Origin of the sequence: Devosia nitrariae (assembly GCF_030160115.1) — a bacterium.
In the GTDB taxonomy this organism is placed as follows: Bacteria; Pseudomonadota; Alphaproteobacteria; order Rhizobiales; family Devosiaceae; genus Devosia; species Devosia nitrariae.
This window is the reverse complement of the sequence record NZ_BSNS01000011.1, coordinates 598,107-615,477: the sequence shown is the minus strand read 5'-3', so window position 1 is coordinate 615,477 and position 17,371 is coordinate 598,107. Positions and strand designations below refer to the sequence as shown.

Sequence of the window (17,371 nt, the reverse complement as noted above, 5' to 3'; positions counted from 1 at the left end):
GACAAGGGTTTCCGATTCTCGATCTTTCGCCCCGGGCGGGAGCAGTGTCACTCAGCCTGCCTCTATGAGGTAGCCATCAACATGCAGCGAGGCACGATCACGATTCGCCAGTCGCAGGATGGAGTCCTGACGGTCGGGAGGCCGATGGAACCGAGACGATCGCAGCAATGCGGGCGATCGGCTAGGAGAAACGACGGTGCGCCGTGAGCTATCGCCTTATTCCACCCGAGACGCCGGCCAGCGCCCCTCCCCGGGGGGAGAAGGGCCGCGAAGCGGCCGGATGAGGGGGAGGCGGTGCCTCCGAGCGCGCAAGCGCTAAACGCCGATCTCGCCTAGTTGACTGCCCGTGGCACTGGACAACCTAGATCGCCTTCCTCGCAGGCCAGATAGTCCTGAAGCTCAGAGATGCGCGTTTGGGTCTGCGTATCGAGGCACATGGCTTGGATCATTGGATAAACGCTGCCACCGGCGGTGCCCGAAGACGAAAAAGCGCACTCCGCATCGCGAAAGGCTAACCAAGCGCGTTCGGCTTCAACAAGCAGTTCCTTTGTATCGGCGTCGTCGCCCAACCGAGCTTCGATCTCGCGATAGAGTGCGTTCAGCTCGGCGTCAGAAGCCTCATAGGCCTGCTCGGCGCACGCTGTCATTGTCGCTTGATCCTCGGCATCCTCGCATTCCTGCGCTTGGGCTGAAGGTAGCATCAGCGTGATAAATGCGATCGTTAGAAGGGCGCGTTTCATTCCTGTTCTCCTAATGAATTATCTTAGAAGTCCCGGGGACGATTTCCGAGATCAGCCGGGCTTGATCGAGCGCCGTCGCCAATTGATGCTGGTCTTGCGGCCCTTGCCTGTGGCGCGATGAAGTCCTCACCTGGGGACCAAACCGACACTGGAGGAATGACAGAACCTGCCCAATTTGGCCGCATCCGATACGATCATCCTTGCAAAATTGCGGTCAGAATGCACGGGCAAAATCCTGCTATATATTAAGAAATTGCCAATTTCTGTGCGCCACGCTACGCGATGCGGAGGTTGAAAAATGCCGTCATTACCCGAGCATATCCCGGATCACCGGGGACCGAAATATGAAGGCGACGGCTGTAGCGCGCTCAGAATTCAAACCGGCCCCGACTCGATGCCGGGCGCTTTCCGAGGCGTTGAAAGATGATTTCGCTGATGACGCGCTCCGAGACATAGCAATCAACGTCCGCGATGAAGCCGACGTGGTCGTTCTCCGGGTGTCTCTCTCCTATTCCGCGACGCCGCTCTTGTTTTGATCCGCGCCATCTACGCCAATGCAGGTGCCTGCCGCTTTACCCCTCTCCGTCCGCCAATCCTCGTTCGCTCAAGCGATCGATACCCGTTGCTGTTAGCTCAGGCCCCCCTTCCTTTTGCTCAATCAGGGCCAACGACAGCAGCTTGGCAAAGTGATGCGGATCTATGTCGTGCGCCTGGATGGCAGATCGGAAGCGACTCAACGTCTTCAGTTCTTCGGGTGTGAGGTCGTCATTGTCGGCCATCGCGTATTCCCACAGTGATTGCTCGCTCAACAATCAAGGGCGCCATAGGTTGCCTAGAGCTGGCGACCGGAAAGCATTCTGTGGCACTAGATCACAAGCCTCCCAAAGCGCCCCAAGCAATCGCGCCGGCAACCTTGTCGGCCGTCAAGACTAGGAGTACGCTATTACTTCGACACGGCACTGCACCAGCAAGAGGCTTTAGGTCGAGCTCCTGGCTGAAACGGGGAGCTATGACCATGTCCGAGGAAGGAGCCGTGCGCGCCACGGCAATCTGCGCTGCTTGCGGTGCCAAGAACGAGATTACCGCGGGACATCTATCCACTTGGTCACTCATCTCCTGCTCCCATTGCGGAACGGAGTTGGGAGTATTAAGCGAGTTCGTGCCGGCGCCCGAAGCCCAAGAGGACGATGGAGCTATAGCCCCACGACGCTCTGATAAGAGCAAATGAGCGTGCGCCCGCACTCCAACGACACCGACGACCGGTGAACACTCCACCGTCACAAGGGCACATGATCACGATCATTGCTTTAACTTGCTGACGGCTGCGGCCCTTCGCGCAGCCCAAGGTCGGTCCTCCTCCCGCCTCAGAGCTTGACGCGGAAGCCGATGATGCCTGATACCGCGTGGCTCTCACCGAACGCATCAAGGCTCGTCTTCGCCAGCACCTCGCCGTGGATGGCGTACCTGTCGTCGTCGAGGCTGAGCGAGCCACCAACGCCGATCCCACCCCAGAGGCTCTCAGCGACGGTTTCGATGCTGGTGCCGGCCACATCGACCGTCGAGCTGTTTTGGAGCGGGATATAGAGGTTGGCGATGCCGTAGAGGTGCGACCGGTTGCTCTGCCCCGACGCATCCTGCCACTCGCTCTGCCGATCGATGGAAAAACCCAGTCGGCCAACCAGAACATGGCTTTCGTCGAGCGACACCAACGCGCCGAACGCGTCAGTGAAGTCGTCGAAGGTGACCGACGAGTAGCTGAGCTGCGCCTGCGGCGTCAGCGACCACTCGGGCGCGATGGCGATGCGCTGACCCGCCTCAATGCCGAGGCCATAGCCGAACCCGTCATTGTCGCGGATGAGACCAACTCCGGCGGCGCTGGAGCTGAGGCTGCTGTTGAACCAGCTGACCTGCCCTTGCCCGTCTAGATAGAAGCCGTTGTCGCCATACCAGGTCAACGATCCGCCCAACCCGAAGGCGGTGCCGCCGACGCTGCCGTCGCCATGGATAGAGGAGACATCGGCATCGTAGGTGCCATAGTGCAGGTTGACACCGGCAACGAGTTCACCACCGGCAAAGCTCGCCAGCGGCGTATCGACGCCAGCCTTCAGCCGCCAGGTCGTCGCGTCATAGTTGGCCCCGCTGGTCGAGGTGTTAGGCTCGAGGCTGATGCCTGCGGCGTGCAGCTCGGCCCATAGTCCGAACTGTCGGCCGTCTTCCTCGACCGGCTGCCCCGCCCATTCGCGGTTCCCCCGCGCTGCTGCAGCGTCCCGAGGTCGTTGAACGCCTGCAGCGCCGCGGCATAGGCCTCATAGACCGGTACGCCGGGCTGGAAGGCGGATCAGGTTCCGGATCGGGTTCGGGGTCCGGATCGGGATCCGGGCCGGGATCGACCGCCACGAGGGCCGAGCGCAGGTACCAGTCTCCATCGGACGGATCGCTGGTGCTCCCTTGGTAGAGCCGATAGCCGTAGGCGCCGGCAACGATCGCCTGCTCGCCTTCAAAGATGTAGTGGCCCGAAAGAGTAAAGGCACCGTGCGAGGCACCTTCAACGTCGACGAACTTGATACCCTCGACGGTCTGCCCGCCCGTGCCGCCAAGGTTGATGACTTCGACGATCGTGGAGCCGGAGGTGTCGCCGGTGACGACAAGCAGGTCCGCTGGCGAGCTATCGTCGCCGAGCACCGCTTCCACCTGGAGCGTGCCGCCGCTGCCGATATAGTTGCCGAGCGTCAGCTTGCCGATCGAGTTGCCGGGCGCAATCGTTGCGCCGCTGGCAATTGTGGTGGTGCCCACCGTGCCCGAACCACCTAGCCTGCCCCCAGATTGCACATTGACCGCACCGCCGAGGATGCCGTTCACCGCAAGCGTGCCACCATGGATGGTTGTGTTACCGGAAAAGCCGGAACTCTCGCCGGTGAGCAGCGTGGTTCCGGCGATATGGTCGACGACATGCGTGCCCGCGCCCGTGCTTTGCAGCCCTGTCGAAAACACATAGTTGGTGTCGGTATGATTGAAGACGAGCGTTCCGGCGCCGTCGCCGAATTGAACGGATGGGGTGTTCAGGACGCCTGCGGCTGTCGCTGTGTCTCCCGCCGCCGCGCCGATATTCAACGTGCCGCTGCTGTTGGCAAAAATTCCGAGAACGGCATTGGCGCCGGACACCTCTCCGCGACCGGCGATGGTCACTGTAGCCTTGCCATTATTGCCGAGATAAAGCCACTGGGCTGTCGACAAAGTGGAGCCCGCCCCAGTGACGGTCGCCGTGCCCTCAGCACCTTCGGTTGTGCCGAGCCCGATGCCGAAAGGAGTGCTTGCATTTGCGCCGTCTTCAACGGTAAGCGAGCCCTTTCCGAACTCGCCAACACGGATGTTAGAGGAATTCATCCAGGTTGACCCCGCTCCGGAAACAGTGACGGTACCGGTGCTGCCGGAGTTCAGAGCAATAAAACCGGAGGCGTTGGAGACGCTTGCCCCGTCTTCAATCCTTAGGACGCCGCTGCTGTTATCGACGGTGCCAATGTAGAGATGGTTTGTATTGGTCCAGGCAGACCCCGGCCCGGAAACGACCACTTGATCGACGCCGCCATCCGCGTCGCCGATATAGCCACGATAGTTGGAGACGGTTCCGCCATCCGTTATGGCGAGCGTTCCATCATTGACGGTCATATCACCGTCAATGGGTTTTCACCGGTCAGCGTCAGCTTGCCGCTGCCGGACTTCGTCAGCGCGCCGGTACCGGTGATTGCGCCCGAAAGCGCCAGGTCCGCATCAGTCTGAAAGGTACCGCCGCCAGCATTGATCGTTACATCACGGCTGGAGGCGAAGGCCGCGGAGTTGTGCAGGGTACCGCCATCGAAGGTGATATCGCCGCCGTCGCCGAGGTTGCCGTCGGCCGCGACGGAGAGAACGCCGCCCAGGAGATTGGCGCCGCCCTGGTAAGTGTTCGCCCCCGAGAGGACGACGGTACCGCCGCTGACCGCAAGCGCGCCAGCGCCCTCGATCACGCCCGAGAACTCGTCCGCCGCGTCGGCGATTGTCAGGGTCTTCGCCCCGAGATTGACGAGGCCGCTACCCGCGAGGCTCTGAATGCTGGTGTCGGTCCCGGTCAGCCCCGAGACGTCAAACATGCCGTCGACCACCACCTTCCCAGAACTGGCGATGGTCGCGGCGCCAGCCAGGGCCAGCGTACCGCTCTGGATGAGCGTATTCCCAGTATAACTGTTGAGATTGCTGGTCAGCGTCAACGTACCGAGCCCGGTGAGAATTAGGTCGCCGCTGCCCTTGATCTGAGACAAGCTCGCGGTGTTGGTGTTGTTCACCAGGTCGATCGTAAGCGTGTTGGCGCCAAGTCCAATGAAATTGGCGACGGGAAATACTCCGGCAGTCGTCTGAAAACCCCCGCCTGCGACGTTGCTGGCTTGCCATGTCTGGCTGGCGCCCAAATCAATGCGGCCGTAGAGCGACACCACATAACTGGCCTGTTGATCGATCCCTACCCCCCCGATGCCGTGAAGAGTCTGGATCGGCAAGTTGGTCGAAAATGGGTTGGCGAAACTGATGCCAGCGGCCGCGCTGGTGAACTGCATCTGCCCCACCGGCCCTTGTGGATTGCGTATGCCTGACAACGTTGTAGCGAAGATGGCCCGATCGTCTGCGTCCGGAAGAGTCCCGGTTGACCAATTGACAGGGGCGTCCCAGAGCGTTCCGCTGAGGCTCTTGTCCTCGGCAAGGACCGAGGCCCCCGCAGCAATGAGCGCCACCGAGGAGGCTCCCAACAACAGTGCGGCTCTCGCGCCGCGCCGCCGCTGCAGCAAGCCCAAGGCAGCGGGATGTCCCAGTCGGTAGATCATAATAGCCTCTCACCAAAAAAGGGATGGCGCCAGTCGCAGCAGCTCTGTCCGCTGACTACCGTCCACTCCACGCAAGCCCCGCCGCCGATTCGGCACCCGCAGGGCGCAGCATGCCGGAAGAGGCCCTCCGGTGACAGGCTGAATTCCCTAGAAGCCGCAATATGTTGAACGTAGGGTTTCGTTATAGCGACAGATACTTCTTCCGCCATGCGCTACACAGGGGACTTCGCGCCTTGCTGGTGAGCCCGCTCCGCGCAGCTCGCGCACGCGCTAACGTCACGACGATATTCCCAGCCAAGACCGCACAACTTGCACCACGCCCTCGCCCACCGTGGCGAGCGTGATGCCGAGCGCGGAGAAGGCGAACCCCAGCAGCCCGGCGATACCGAGCCCGACCATGCGCATGCGCTTTACGTCGTCGGTGACTGGCTTGATCTCCTCGTCGACGATCTTCCTCGTGGCGGCTGTTTGCTCACGGGCCTGGGCCGCAACCTGCCCGACGATGCCGAGGTCCTCCTCGATTTTCTCTAGATGAAGGTGGATGCGCTCACGGCTCTTTCGGCCCTCTTCAATGTTTTCGTCTTGACGCCTGACGCCTTCCTCGAGCCGGCCGAGGGTACGCAAAATTTCATGGAACGGATCTTCGGCCACGGTGGTCTCCGGTGGTCTCGGATGTCAGGAGGCGGAACAGGTGGCCGCCGGCGGGCTGAGGTTGATCCGAGGGCCTCAGCCCCCGGTCAGCCTCTCCCACAGCGTGCGCTGCCGCGGGACCGATTCCGGCATGGCCTCGACTTTGCGCTTGCCAGTTGGACCAGTCCCACATGAGGAGTGGATCACCTTGGTGCGGGATGATGTGGTCGACCACGCTTGCAGCAGTGATGCGGCCTTCCTTCTGGCACTTGATGCAGAGAGGGTTCTGGTTGAGGAACATGCCGCGCTCTCGCTGCCAGCGTCCGCCGTATCCTCTCTCTGCTGTCTTGCCTCTCTGGTGGTCGTAGCGCTTGCGCTGCTCGGCTCGGGTTGCTTGGCCTGGTGGAGCGTGGCGCTTTGGCTTTAATGGCATCAGGCCGCCTTTGCCTGCAGTTCAAAGCGGTTTCGGTTCGCAACTATTTCTTAAGGCTACGCTTGCTGCGGCTCTCATGAAGGTGGATCAAAACGAGGGCGATCTCGTTGGTCTGCTACGAGACGAAAAAGTCATGTAGTTGAGATGCTTACGCGCCGCGAAAACCGATTTATCGCCATTGCTCTCAAGGCAACCCTACTTGTCACAGCCGGTGCCGTGTTGTTCATGCCGAAGATCGACTTCGACCTGAGTACATTCTCTCCCAATTACCTCGTGGGAACGGTGCAAGCGGCTGAGGCCCCTCCCCCAGTCACGCGTCGGTGTCTCGAATGGGTTAGGTGCGCAGCTAAATAGCGCGTACAAGGTGGCACTGACGCGGTCCCGCGTCCGTCCTTGAAAGGACCCACCCATGCCCGTTGATATCTCACGCGAACCGGCGGCCTCGCCGGGCGTCTTGACCCTGTTTCCTTTTCACAGGTCTATTGCTTTCGTGATCGGGTTCGGCGGCGTCTGGCTGGTCCTGGCACTCGCGAGTCAGTTGCTGATCTGATGCGAGCTCCACTAGATATGATCATCTGCCTGGGGGCTTCGCGTGAGGTTCGGTCGGTACCGCTGCCGACATCAAATTCTCCCATGGCTGGAACGCGCAATCTGAACCCTCGTTATCTGTGAACCTCGAAAGGAGGACCAGATGCCCCACAAGGACAAAGTTGAAGGCTCGGCCAAAGAGGCTCGTGGCAACGTCAAAGAAGCCGCCGGCAAGATGACCGGCGACGAGAAGCTTCGCACCGACGGCGCCGCCGACAAGGCGAAAGGCAAGGTTCAAAAGGGCGTGGGCAAGGCCAAAGAGGCCGCTCGCGACGCTCTGAAGCACTGACGCCAGCTTGCCGCGCGAAGAAGAAGCCGCTCATGTTATCTGGGCGGTTTCTGTTCGGCGAGGTCGGAAGCGTGCCCAGGCGGGCCCTCATGCGTTTACCGCAGCGGGCATCAGCCTCCTCATGAGGAAATCAGCAATGCGAAACGGTGAGCGCGTCTTCTGGAGGCGAAAGCACAACTTATGAACTTGGAGCATTCCTGATACAGGAACGGCATTCCGCCCAGAACCAGTCTCTTCGTGCTCTTATCGCCTCGCTCACGCAAAACGAAGAGTAGGGCGGCAGACCCATTTCGCATTGGCCGATGACGCGGCGGCCGGCGCGGCCGTTGGGAACGTTCGTCGATAGCGCGCCGAGAGTGGCGAAGGTCAGATGCCTGTGGTCCTCGTTGTAGAGGTCAGCGCCGGATTCAATGAAGAGGCGCATGCCCAGTCGATGACCTCGAGCGCCGGAGCGAACGCGGGGTCCGCTGGGCTATCGATTTGTGGTGTACGGGAGGTTGTGGGCGCATCAGATTTCCTTGCCCTTCTCCAGCGCCTGCGCGAAGCTCTTGTGACTAGGGTTTAGGAAGACGAGCATGACAAAGACCGCTGTGGATTGGGCTCACATGCGAGCGTTTAGGTTCTCCAACGATCGCCCCGATGATTGGCCGCCAGACGTCGACTCCATTTCCCTGAATGGGGTCGCGTTGCTCGGCATTCACCGAAAAACTGGCGAGCTTTACTGGGACGGGAACAGGCTAGTCACCGCGAAGCGCTTCTCCAATTTCGAGCGCGGCCTTGCAGTGGTCACCTTACTGATCGTTTTGGTAGGCGTTACCGCAACTGTCGTTCAAGCGTGGGCAGCGGTTGTTGCGCTACCCTAACATTGGCGGCCTGCCGTTCAGGGGACTCGCTGCGACAAAACCGAAATGCTCGGCAACCACGTCGATCGCTTCCTTGAGGTTGCGAACGGCCGAGGATCGCCCTGCCCCACTGTCACGCAACCCGCGCGTGACGGCGCCCGACAGCCGCTCACGAGTTCGTTGCACGTACTCTCGGATCAGGTGCGATTTAGCAGTGCCCTGTGCAGCACGAACCAATTGCTTGACGGCCTTTTTGTAGCGCCGCTTTTCCTCTAGCCGCCGCTCCTCTACTATTCGTTCCTGCTCCTCCCGAGTACGTACCTGCGCTTCCGCCTTCCTTTGCTCCTCGCGTTGCCAAACTTCCTCGTGCCATTGGCGTTCCGAGAGTTCTGCTGCACGTGCTATCGCCATCACCAGTTCTGCCAGCCGAGTTTCCAGCTTTCCGGCATGGTCGTCTTTCCAAGTTTCATCCGGCCGTTTGTAACCGCTGTGGACAGCGGGCGCCCGAAACATCAGGGTGCCGGTGCCCAGAGCGCCACGTCAGGGCCGGAACAGCGTGCCTGCGATATAGCGGTCGGTTTCAGCGCCATGGTTATAGTAGTAGACAGTGAGCGCGGTACCGGTTCCGAGGACGATCGTGCGCGGATAGCCGAGGTCGGACATGCCGGCATCTTCACGCAGGATCAGATCTCGACTCCAGCTCTTGCCGCCATCGTCGCTGGTCCGTGCTCGAATGCCGTAAGGCGCATCACGAAAGCCATAAACGAGAAGCAGCCTTTCATCCGGCAGTGAGGAGAGCGTCGGCGGATTGCCACCGTAGCCGGTGTTGTCCACCACCCTTCCCTCGAGTGTCCAGCTCTTCCCATCGTCGGTGGAGCGGTACTGTTCGATCCAGGCTTTCCGGTCCGGCCCCTTGCCTGGAGTCGAGCATCGAACCAACGAGAGAATGCTTCCGTCAGGCAGTTTCAGGGAAGCGGGCATGATGGCATAACCATCCGGCTCCTCGCCGACGAAGCTCTCGAAGGTAAAGCTGCGCCCGCCGTCACGGGTGCGCAGGCAGAAGACCCGCCCTTCCTTGCCATTCGACTTGACCGCCGTCAGGAGGAACAATGCGTCGTGCTGGCCCAGCGGCACAATGTCGGTGCGCGCCGAAATGCCTCGCAAGCCGAAATCGCCGAAGCGATACGGTCCCTGCCACGTCCTGGCACGATCGCGGCTCACATAGAACCAACTGACCGAACCTTCACCGAGGCCGGTGCGCGCGCACATGACAATGGTTTCGGGATCGAGGAAGTCGATCGGGGTGTCGAGCGGGAAAAGATCGCGCTCGGTCTCGATGTTGGGTTGGCACTGAAGCGCCCCAATCACGTGCTCGTCACCCGACAGAGACGCCCCGCCCGGAATGCTCCCGGTGAACGGTTCGCTGATCCAGGTGCGCCCTGCGTCATGGCTGCGCGCCTGCTTGCCGACAAACGGACGGGTCATGTCGCGTGCATGAAGATTTTCCTGCCTGCCGCGGAAGCCTTGCGAGAAGATCGCCACCACCTCGTCGTCCCAAGCCCAGAGACCGTAATTGGCTGGCCAGGCTGCGTATTCTCCCGGCACCCGGTAGACTTCGACATGTTCGATCATAGGTAACCTTCCTCGTACACGCGACGGACGCGTGCATTGCTGATGACTGATGAAGGCTGGTTCCAGCCTAACCCTTGACGCCGCTGGTGACCGCTCCGTCGATGACGTAGCGCTGGGCGAAAAGAAACACGACGATGATCGGCACCGTGATGAGCGTTGCCATGGCCATGACGACGTTCCAGCGCGCGTCCGGCCCGCTCTGGATTAATTGAAGGCCGATCTGCAGCGTAGCCATGTCGCGCGAGTTGGTGAGGATCAGGGGCCAGATGAATTCATTCCAGGCGCTCTGGAAGCTGAGCACGCCGAGCACCGCCATGGCCGGTCGTGCCAAGGGCAGAATAATGCGCCAGAAGATGGTGAAGGGCCTGGCGCCGTCGAGCCTGGCGGATTCCTCGTATTCTATCGGAATACGGCTGAAGAACTGCCGCATGAGAAAGATGCCAAACGGTGTCGCGGCCGTGGGAAGGATCATGCCCCAATAGGTATTGAGCAATCCCGTACCGCCATTGCCCATCCAGTCGTTTCCGCCTGCAAAGGGAATCCGCTGAACGATCAGGAAGACCGGTACGATCTGGCTCTGTGCCGGCACCATCAACAGGCCCACCACGAGGGCGAAGATGAACGTCTTGCCACGGAACTGCATCCGAGCCAGGGCAAAACCGGCGAGTGAGCAGAAGACGAGGTTGGAGAGGGTCGATCCCAGCGCGAAGATCAGGCTGTTGACCAGTTGCCGGCCCGTATCGGGCGCGTAGATCACGTCAAGGTAATTCTGCCAGACCAGACCCTGTGGAACGAAGCTGGGTGGGAACTGGAACACCTCGGGGTCTGCCTTGAACGACGTCGAGACCATCCAGAGGAACGGCGCCATGGTGGCAAAGGCCGCAAAGAGCAGGAGCCCGTACCCGACAAGAGCTTCGATGACCGGGCGGGCGGCCTGAACAGTCGCGCCAATGCTACCCTTGGTCTGGATGCTGTCCGACATTGCCACGCTCATGCTTCGCCCCTCCTCATGATTTTGGTGCCCACGATGGAGAACAGGAGAATGACGAAGAAGAGGACGGTGGACATAGCCGCCGCATAGCCGAATTCGGTATAGCCGAACGCAGTCTGGTACATCTGGAACACGATGGTTTCCGTGGAGCCGAGTGGTCCTCCACCCGTCATGACGTAGATCGCGCCGAAAACCTGGAAGGACTGCACGATCAGGATGATCATCAGATAGAAGGTGACGGAGCTGAGCATGGGAACAGTGATCCGCCGGAGGATCGCCAGCCTGCCTGCCCCATCCAGGCGCGCCGCTTCGTAGATCTCTTCCGGGATATCCTGGAGCCCCGCCAGATAGATGATCATTGCCGTACCGAAGTCGCGCCACACCGCCATGATAATGAGGGCAGTCATGGCCAGGTCCGGCGATTGCAGCCACGGCTGTGGGGGCAGGCCGAGGGACACCAGAAAACCGTTCATCGGCCCCGAATAGGGTTCATAAAGGTAGACCCAGACCACCGCCGCCGCGATCAACGAGGTGAGTACGGGCAAGTAGAAGATAGTGCGGAACGCGATCCGGAACGGGAATCGCCGGTTGAGCGCCACGGCCGCCAATAGCCCCAACACCATGGTCGGCAGGGTCACGCCCAGCGTGTAGTAGGTGGTGTTGCCGACGGCCTGCTGAAAACGGCCATCCGACAGCAGCCGCAGGTAATTGTCGAGGCCGACGAAGGTCGTCGGCCTCAGGAACGACACATCGGTAAGACTCATCCCGATCGTGGCAACCGCCGGCAGGAGCAGCGACAGGAACAAGATCAGCAACGCCGGAGCCAGAAACAGATAGGCGCCGAGGTTCTGGTTGAACGCTCCGGTTGCGGTCGCGGACGATCGGGATGCCATGACGATACCTATCCGCGATCGAGGATCGTCTGCACTTCGTTCGCGGCAGCCGCGAGGGCGTCCTCCACGCTGGTGCGATTGAACATGGCCTCCTGCACAGCACGCGCAATGATCGTCACCAAGCGCGAGAAGGCTGGGATGGCCGGGGCTTCCGCCGGTGCATAGCTGGCCGTCTCGACGAACTTGGCGAGATACGGGTCGGCCTGCACCGCCGGATCCTGCTGCGCCGACTTGAGGACAGGCACGTTCTTGCTTTCGACGGCGAAGGCTACCTGCTGCTCGGGCGTCAGGGCAAACGCGATGAACTCGACAGCTCCCTCGACGTTCCTGGCATCGCGCGGAACCGCATAGCAGAACGGATCGACGAGCGATGTGTAGCCACCGTTCTCCTTGGGAATAGGCGCCAGGTCGAACTCGATACCAGCGCGCAATGCGTTGTTGGTGGAATAGTTGCCGGCAATGATCATGGAAGCACGGCCGCTGTTGAAGGGGCTCGCGAGGCCGCCTGGGCCGAGGCCGAAGCCAAGGTCGGTCACCTTGTCCTCGTGCAGGAGACCATGGAGGAAGGTCAGCGCCTTGACGCCCTCCGGACCGGCAAAGGTCGGCGCAGAAAGGTCTTCGTTCAACAGCGTGCCTCCAGCTCCCTGGAGAAACAGGGTGAAGACCTCCCAGGCCTCGAGATCGTTGTGGAACATGGAAAAGCCGGCACGTTCCAGCAGGCCGGATTCGTGCCGCTTAGTGAGCGCTATGGCCCAGTCGCGGAACTCGGCCCAGGTCGTGGGCGGCGCTTCAGGATCGAGTCCGGCCTCTATGACGTAGGCGCGGTTGAAGCCGATACCGCGCGAGGTGCCGTACATGGGAATGGAATACTGCGCCCCGTTGATGTGCCCATAGGCGAGAAGGGAAGGATCGAGCGCTGCCATATCGACGTCCAGCGCCTCGCCCAGATCGAGCATGCGGTCACCCGCGGCATAGGTGAGGTTATAGTCCCAGTGCTGGACGAACAGGTCCGGCGCGGTATTGCCATTGATGGAGGTGAGGATCTTCTCGTTCAGTTGGGGCGGCTCGGCATAAAGCGTGCTGACGAGGTTGCGCTCGGGGTGCGCTGCCTTGAAGGCGGTTTCCAGTGCCTCGCCGGCGGCGCGCTTGCTGCCGGCAAACTGCGACCAGAAGACCAATTGCTGATCCTGGCCGAAAGCCCTGCTCGAAACACCCGCGAAACCGAGCGCAAGGCTGCTCGCCGCAACGCCGAGCAGCAGCTCGCGCCTCGATAGCGTCAAGGATTTATCAGACATGTGTTCTCTCCCTTGTTTTGCGCAAGGTGGGGGCTACTCCTCTCCCCCTCCCATGGGCGATTGGTTCAAGCTGCGATCTGCCTCGAGCGTCCGACCCCGTCTTGGTCGAACAGGTAGATTTGTGTGCGTGGAACACGGACATGAATCTGCTCCCCCGGGCGCAACCGCGGGTCGCCGTTGAACAGGGCCGTAAATGGTCGCCCACCGCTTTCGGAATGGACGATGGTGTGGAGGCCAAGGCGTTCGATTATGTCCGGCACGATTGAAAAACTGATGGAATCGTCGGTGGCGTCGCCCAGCGTGACCGCTTCAGGCCGGATTCCCAGCGTCACCTTGTCTCCGGTCCGCACTGCAGAGCCGTCATAGGGAACGGTCACTTCCCCGAAGCCCGGCGCCTCGACGCGCAGCATCGCCTCGCCCGCAATCGACCCGGCCACGCCGGCGATGAAATTCATCGGCGGACTGCCGATAAAACCCGCGACAAAAAGGTTTGCGGGGTTGTGATAGAGCTCCATGGGCGCACCCACCTGCTCTACTTTGCCGCCGTTGAGCACGACGATGCGATCGGCCATGGTCATGGCCTCGAGCTGATCATGCGTCACGTAGACCATGGTGGAGCCCAACCGCCGGTGCAGTTGCGTCAGTTCGGACCGCATCTCCATGCGCAGCGCGGCATCGAGATTGGAGAGCGGCTCGTCCATGAGGAAAATGCCGGGCTTGCGAACGATCGCCCGGGCTATCGCCACACGCTGCCGCTGGCCTCCCGAAAGCTTGGCCGGCTTATCCTGAAGGCGAGTGGAGAGTTGGACGACCTGGGCGGCCCGCGCCACCTCCTGCTTTATCTCCTGCCTGGAGCGGCGCTCCATCTGGAGCGGAAAAGCGATATTGTCGTAAACGCTCATATGCGGATAAAGCGCATAGTTCTGGAAGACCATGGCAACGGGACGTTGCCCGGCCTGACGTGTCGTCACATCGTTGCCGCCGATGGCGATCTGGCCTTCGCTGACCGGATCGAGCCCTGCGACCAGGCGCAGCAGCGTGCTCTTGCCGCACCCCGAGGGCCCCACGAACACCGCGAACTCGCCGTCGCCGATCTTGAGCGACACGTCGCGCAGCGCGTTGAACGCACCGTAGGTCTTGGACACGCGGCTCAGTTCCAGCTCAGCCAAGGTTTCTCGTCCTCCAAATCAGGGCTGGGTCACGTCTCCCCCAGCGCCAGCAAAAGGACCTTGCAACAAATTGGACCATGTGTAAATAGTTGATTGCATCATAACTCATATCGGTGATTGTATCAGTGACACAACAGCCTTTCCCCGCCCCCCTCCGGAAAGCCGAAGTAGGCGGAATTGTCGCCGCGTCGCTGACGCCGGTCACCAATGCCTTCCGGATCGACGTGCAGCGCCTCCAGGCGCACCTCGAGTGGTTGGTCGCGCGGGGGTGCAGTTACGTCTCCCCCTTCGGCTCCACCGGCGAAGGGCCGTCGTTTTCAGTCCATGAGAAGGTCGAAGCGTTGCGCGTGCTGCGCGAGCACGGTTTTGACATGGGCCGGGTCATTCCGGCGGCAATGAGCGTTGCGCTTGATGATACCGTAGCAATGGCGGCCGCCGCGGCCGAGCTCGGCTGCCGAGCCCTGCTGATGGTGCCGCCTTATTATTATGGTGCGAGCGCGGATGGTATCGCCGGCTACTTTGCCGCTTGCGCCACCCGGCTGGGCGGAAGTTTCCCCATTGACGTAATTCTCTATCATATCCCTCAAATGAGCCGTGCCCCTTTCACTGCGCATCTGATCGAGGACCTGATCGCGCGTCATGGGGAACGGATCATCGGCGTCAAGGATTCGACCGGCGTCGAGCTCGATACGCTGGCGCTGGTCCGGAGTTTCCCGCGGTTGCGCGTCTTCACCGGGGACGATCGCGTCTTACCGGCACTCGTCGGCGAGGGTGGCGCAGGGATGATCGGCGGCATGCCCAACGTCGTCGCCGCCGATCTCGCCGACCGATATCGCTCGAGTTCGGGACTGGCGGAGCCGGTTGCGATGGATCGGGCCGCACGCCGCATCGAAATTGTGGAGGCTACAGGCGGGGTTGTGGCGCTCAAGGCGCTCAAGGCCCGGATGACCAACGATCCCTCCTGGCGCCGTCCGATGCCGCCCCTGCTTCCGCTCGATGCCGAAAAGGAAGAAAAACTCATCGCGGCATTCACCGCGACTCGATTTGATTTTGCCGCCGAGTCTGATTGATTGAGCGCTCGCACCAGGATTGGAGGATCAGCAATGCTGTCGGCCAGTGGAGTTCGGAAGGTGCGCGGCACTGCCGGCAACTCAGACGTTCCCGCAGACAATGCCCTCAATCGGCAGACCGCTTATCGTCGCTTCCAGGACCTACTCTTGTCCGGCGACATCCGCCCAGGACAGAGCCTGTCGCAACGCGAACTGATGGCCAAGCTCGGAATCTCGCTGGGTGCCCTGCGCGAGCTGCTGGCCCGGTGGGAAGCCGAGGGACTGCTGGCGGTCATGCCGCAACGCGGCATTCAGATAACCACGGTGGACCTGAGGATGATCCGCGAGTCCTACCAGTTGCGGATAGCCTATGAACGCGAAGCTACCATCTACGCGGTTGAGCACCTGAGCGACGATCAACTCAACGCTCAGCGTCTACTGCACACCGACATTCTGGAACGGGCCAATCAGGGCATCACCGGCCAGTTGCTGGATGAAGCGCAACGCATCGATTCCGGTTTTCACGACTTCCTCATCGCCGCGACCGGCAACGAAACGATGATCCAGGCTTATTCAATCAATTCCATCCGGGTGCGGATGATCCATCTCGACCGTATCAAGCTCAATCCCGTGGTACTGGCGCCGGCGCTGGAGGACCATCTGGAGATCATCGATGGCATTCTGGCCCGTGATCGGGAGCGTGCGGTCGTCGCCATTGAACGACACCTCTACAATGCCCGTCAGCGCGCGGTGGCGTTCTGATCGCTGGACACCCGATCGATATGCATCCGGCCGCAGGCCGATAACCTGCCAAGGCTCGACTAGGGATAGGCTGTCGACCCGTCCGGCTTCCGGGTGACCTTGCGTTCCCAATGCACGTAGTCGTCCGTTGCGAGAGCTCCTTCGTCAATCTCGATGCCCCAGCCCGGCCGATCGGGCCGCAAGTCCATGTGGCCGTCAACGGGAACGTACGGGTCGAGTGCCCAGGGCGCATGAACGTGGGGCTTGAACTCGAGGACCTTGAAGTTCGGCTGTGCCGCGCAGAAGTGGATGTTGACCGCCGTGGCCAGCGGTCCCATCGGATTATGCGGCGCCACGGTGACATAGTGCGCTTCGGCCAGTGCGGCGATCCGGCGCATTTCGGTGAGCCCGCCGACCACGCAGATATCGGGCTGGATGATGTCGGCGCCCTGGGCCGAAAGGAGGCTCAGGAACTCGAAGCGGTTGTAGAGGCTTTCGCCGGTGGCCAGCGGCACCCGCACCTTCGACTTGAGCTCGCGCCAGGCCGGAATGTGCTCGGGCCGGATCGGCTCTTCGTAGAAATAGGGATCGGAGGGGGCGAGCGCCTCGGCCAGTTGCACGGCCTGGTAGGGCTCGAAGATCTTGGCGTGCGCATCAAAAGCGAATTCGAAGTGGCTGGGCGTGATCTCGCGCACGCGGCCGAAGTAATCGCCGGTTTCCTTGACCAATTCGCCCCAGCGCCCGGCATGAAGATCGCGCCGGTACGGGCTGAGCTTGAAGGCGGTGTAGCCGTATTGCTCGTTGAGGGCGAGCGTCTGGTCCAGCGCCGCCTCCGGATCCGGCGCCGTGTAGACGCCGCAATAGACCTTCACCCGGTCACGCACATGCCCGCCGAGCAGCATATAGACCGGTAGCCCTGCCGCTTTGCCGGCAATATCCCACAGGGCATGATCGATGACCGAAATGGCGGCAAGGCCCATGGCCCCGGGTGGAAAGCGACACTGCTGATTGAGCTTGAGGACGAGATACTCGACCCGACGCGGGTCCTCGCCCACGAGGTAGTTGAACATATAGTCGAGGATCGGCGGCAAGGCCCAGTCCGGACCGTGATTGTAGGCCTCGCCCCAACCGGAAATGCCTTCATCGGTCTCGATCTTGACCAAGAGCCGCGGACGCTCGTCCACGCGCTGCATGAAGGTTTTGAGAGCGGTGATCTTCATCCACAAACC

Annotated in this window: 17 protein-coding genes and 1 pseudogene; 5 read left to right on the top strand and 13 right to left on the bottom strand. The window is 61.4% G+C overall.

Features of this window, described 5'->3' with window-relative positions; all coding sequences use genetic code 11:
• Positions 1-332: 332 nt before the first annotated feature.
• The 6 genes and pseudogenes from QQK18_RS13450 to QQK18_RS13425 all read right to left on the bottom strand — a co-directional run bounded on the left by QQK18_RS13450 (position 333) and on the right by QQK18_RS13425 (position 6,241).
• Positions 333-740: a lysozyme inhibitor LprI family protein gene (locus QQK18_RS13450; RefSeq protein WP_284340847.1), complete on the bottom strand. Its 408-nt coding sequence runs from the start codon at positions 738-740 to the stop codon at positions 333-335.
• A 572-nt stretch (positions 741-1,312) separates the two neighbouring features.
• On the bottom strand, positions 1,313-1,519 hold the full coding sequence (locus QQK18_RS13445) for a hypothetical protein (protein WP_284340846.1): 207 nt from the start codon (positions 1,517-1,519) through the stop codon (positions 1,313-1,315).
• 585 nt (positions 1,520-2,104) lie between these two features.
• Positions 2,105-2,938 (bottom strand): annotated as a pseudogene (locus QQK18_RS13440) (autotransporter outer membrane beta-barrel domain-containing protein); the annotation flags it as partial.
• Positions 2,892-4,406, bottom strand: coding sequence for an autotransporter outer membrane beta-barrel domain-containing protein (locus QQK18_RS13435; protein WP_284340845.1), 1,515 nt, complete (start codon positions 4,404-4,406; stop codon positions 2,892-2,894). The pseudogene QQK18_RS13440 and the gene QQK18_RS13435, both read right to left, overlap by 47 nt.
• The gene (locus QQK18_RS13430) at positions 4,403-5,590 is read right to left on the bottom strand and encodes an autotransporter-associated beta strand repeat-containing protein (protein ID WP_284340844.1); all 1,188 of its coding nucleotides are present in this window, start codon (positions 5,588-5,590) and stop codon (positions 4,403-4,405) included. The genes QQK18_RS13435 and QQK18_RS13430 overlap by 4 nt, the downstream gene beginning before the upstream one ends.
• 276 nt (positions 5,591-5,866) lie before the next feature.
• On the bottom strand, positions 5,867-6,241 hold the full coding sequence (locus tag QQK18_RS13425) for a DUF1515 family protein (RefSeq protein WP_284340843.1): 375 nt from the start codon (positions 6,239-6,241) through the stop codon (positions 5,867-5,869).
• 821 nt (positions 6,242-7,062) lie between these two features.
• Between QQK18_RS13425 and QQK18_RS13420 the strand changes: the two genes are divergently transcribed.
• From QQK18_RS13420 to QQK18_RS13410, 3 genes are all read left to right on the top strand, one after another.
• The gene (locus QQK18_RS13420; RefSeq protein WP_284340842.1) at positions 7,063-7,203 is read left to right on the top strand and encodes a hypothetical protein; all 141 of its coding nucleotides are present in this window, start codon (positions 7,063-7,065) and stop codon (positions 7,201-7,203) included.
• Positions 7,204-7,344: 141 nt separating this feature from the next.
• Positions 7,345-7,530 carry a CsbD family protein gene (locus tag QQK18_RS13415; protein ID WP_284340841.1) on the top strand — a complete coding sequence of 62 codons (186 nt, stop codon included), beginning with the start codon at positions 7,345-7,347 and terminating at the stop codon, positions 7,528-7,530.
• Between the two features lie 575 nt (positions 7,531-8,105).
• Entirely contained in the window at positions 8,106-8,393 is a 288-nt protein-coding gene (locus tag QQK18_RS13410) for a hypothetical protein (protein ID WP_284340840.1), read from the top strand.
• On the opposite strand, the gene QQK18_RS13405 is transcribed toward QQK18_RS13410, so the two are convergent.
• The 6 genes from QQK18_RS13405 to QQK18_RS13380 form a co-directional block, all read right to left on the bottom strand.
• Positions 8,385-8,885, bottom strand: coding sequence for a hypothetical protein (locus QQK18_RS13405; RefSeq protein WP_284340839.1), 501 nt, complete (start codon positions 8,883-8,885; stop codon positions 8,385-8,387). The genes QQK18_RS13410 and QQK18_RS13405 overlap by 9 nt on opposite strands.
• 27 nt (positions 8,886-8,912) lie before the next feature.
• Positions 8,913-10,004 (bottom strand): sialidase family protein, encoded by a 1,092-nt coding sequence (locus QQK18_RS13400; protein WP_284340838.1) that lies wholly within the window; start codon positions 10,002-10,004, stop codon positions 8,913-8,915.
• A gap of 67 nt (positions 10,005-10,071) precedes the next feature.
• Complete coding sequence (locus QQK18_RS13395; protein WP_284340837.1) at positions 10,072-10,998, bottom strand: carbohydrate ABC transporter permease; 927 nt, start codon at positions 10,996-10,998, stop codon at positions 10,072-10,074.
• On the bottom strand, positions 10,995-11,888 hold the full coding sequence (locus QQK18_RS13390; RefSeq protein WP_284340836.1) for a carbohydrate ABC transporter permease: 894 nt from the start codon (positions 11,886-11,888) through the stop codon (positions 10,995-10,997). Before QQK18_RS13390 ends, QQK18_RS13395 begins: the two co-directional genes overlap by 4 nt.
• An 8-nt stretch (positions 11,889-11,896) precedes the next feature.
• A complete protein-coding gene (locus tag QQK18_RS13385; RefSeq protein WP_284340835.1) occupies positions 11,897-13,183 on the bottom strand; it encodes an ABC transporter substrate-binding protein in 1,287 nt (428 codons plus the stop codon).
• 65 nt (positions 13,184-13,248) lie between these two features.
• Positions 13,249-14,352 carry an ABC transporter ATP-binding protein gene (locus QQK18_RS13380; RefSeq protein ID WP_284340834.1) on the bottom strand — a complete coding sequence of 368 codons (1,104 nt, stop codon included), beginning with the start codon at positions 14,350-14,352 and terminating at the stop codon, positions 13,249-13,251.
• 113 nt (positions 14,353-14,465) lie between these two features.
• On the opposite strand from QQK18_RS13380, the gene QQK18_RS13375 reads away from it, so the two are divergent.
• Together QQK18_RS13375 and QQK18_RS13370 are read left to right on the top strand one after the other, a co-directional pair.
• On the top strand, positions 14,466-15,422 hold the full coding sequence (locus QQK18_RS13375; protein WP_348523225.1) for a dihydrodipicolinate synthase family protein: 957 nt from the start codon (positions 14,466-14,468) through the stop codon (positions 15,420-15,422).
• Positions 15,423-15,455: 33 nt separating this feature from the next.
• Complete coding sequence (locus QQK18_RS13370; RefSeq protein WP_284340832.1) at positions 15,456-16,163, top strand: GntR family transcriptional regulator; 708 nt, start codon at positions 15,456-15,458, stop codon at positions 16,161-16,163.
• 59 nt (positions 16,164-16,222) lie between these two features.
• On the opposite strand, the gene QQK18_RS13365 is transcribed toward QQK18_RS13370, so the two are convergent.
• A complete protein-coding gene (locus tag QQK18_RS13365; RefSeq protein WP_284340831.1) occupies positions 16,223-17,362 on the bottom strand; it encodes a mandelate racemase/muconate lactonizing enzyme family protein in 1,140 nt (379 codons plus the stop codon).
• Positions 17,363-17,371 lie beyond the last annotated feature (9 nt).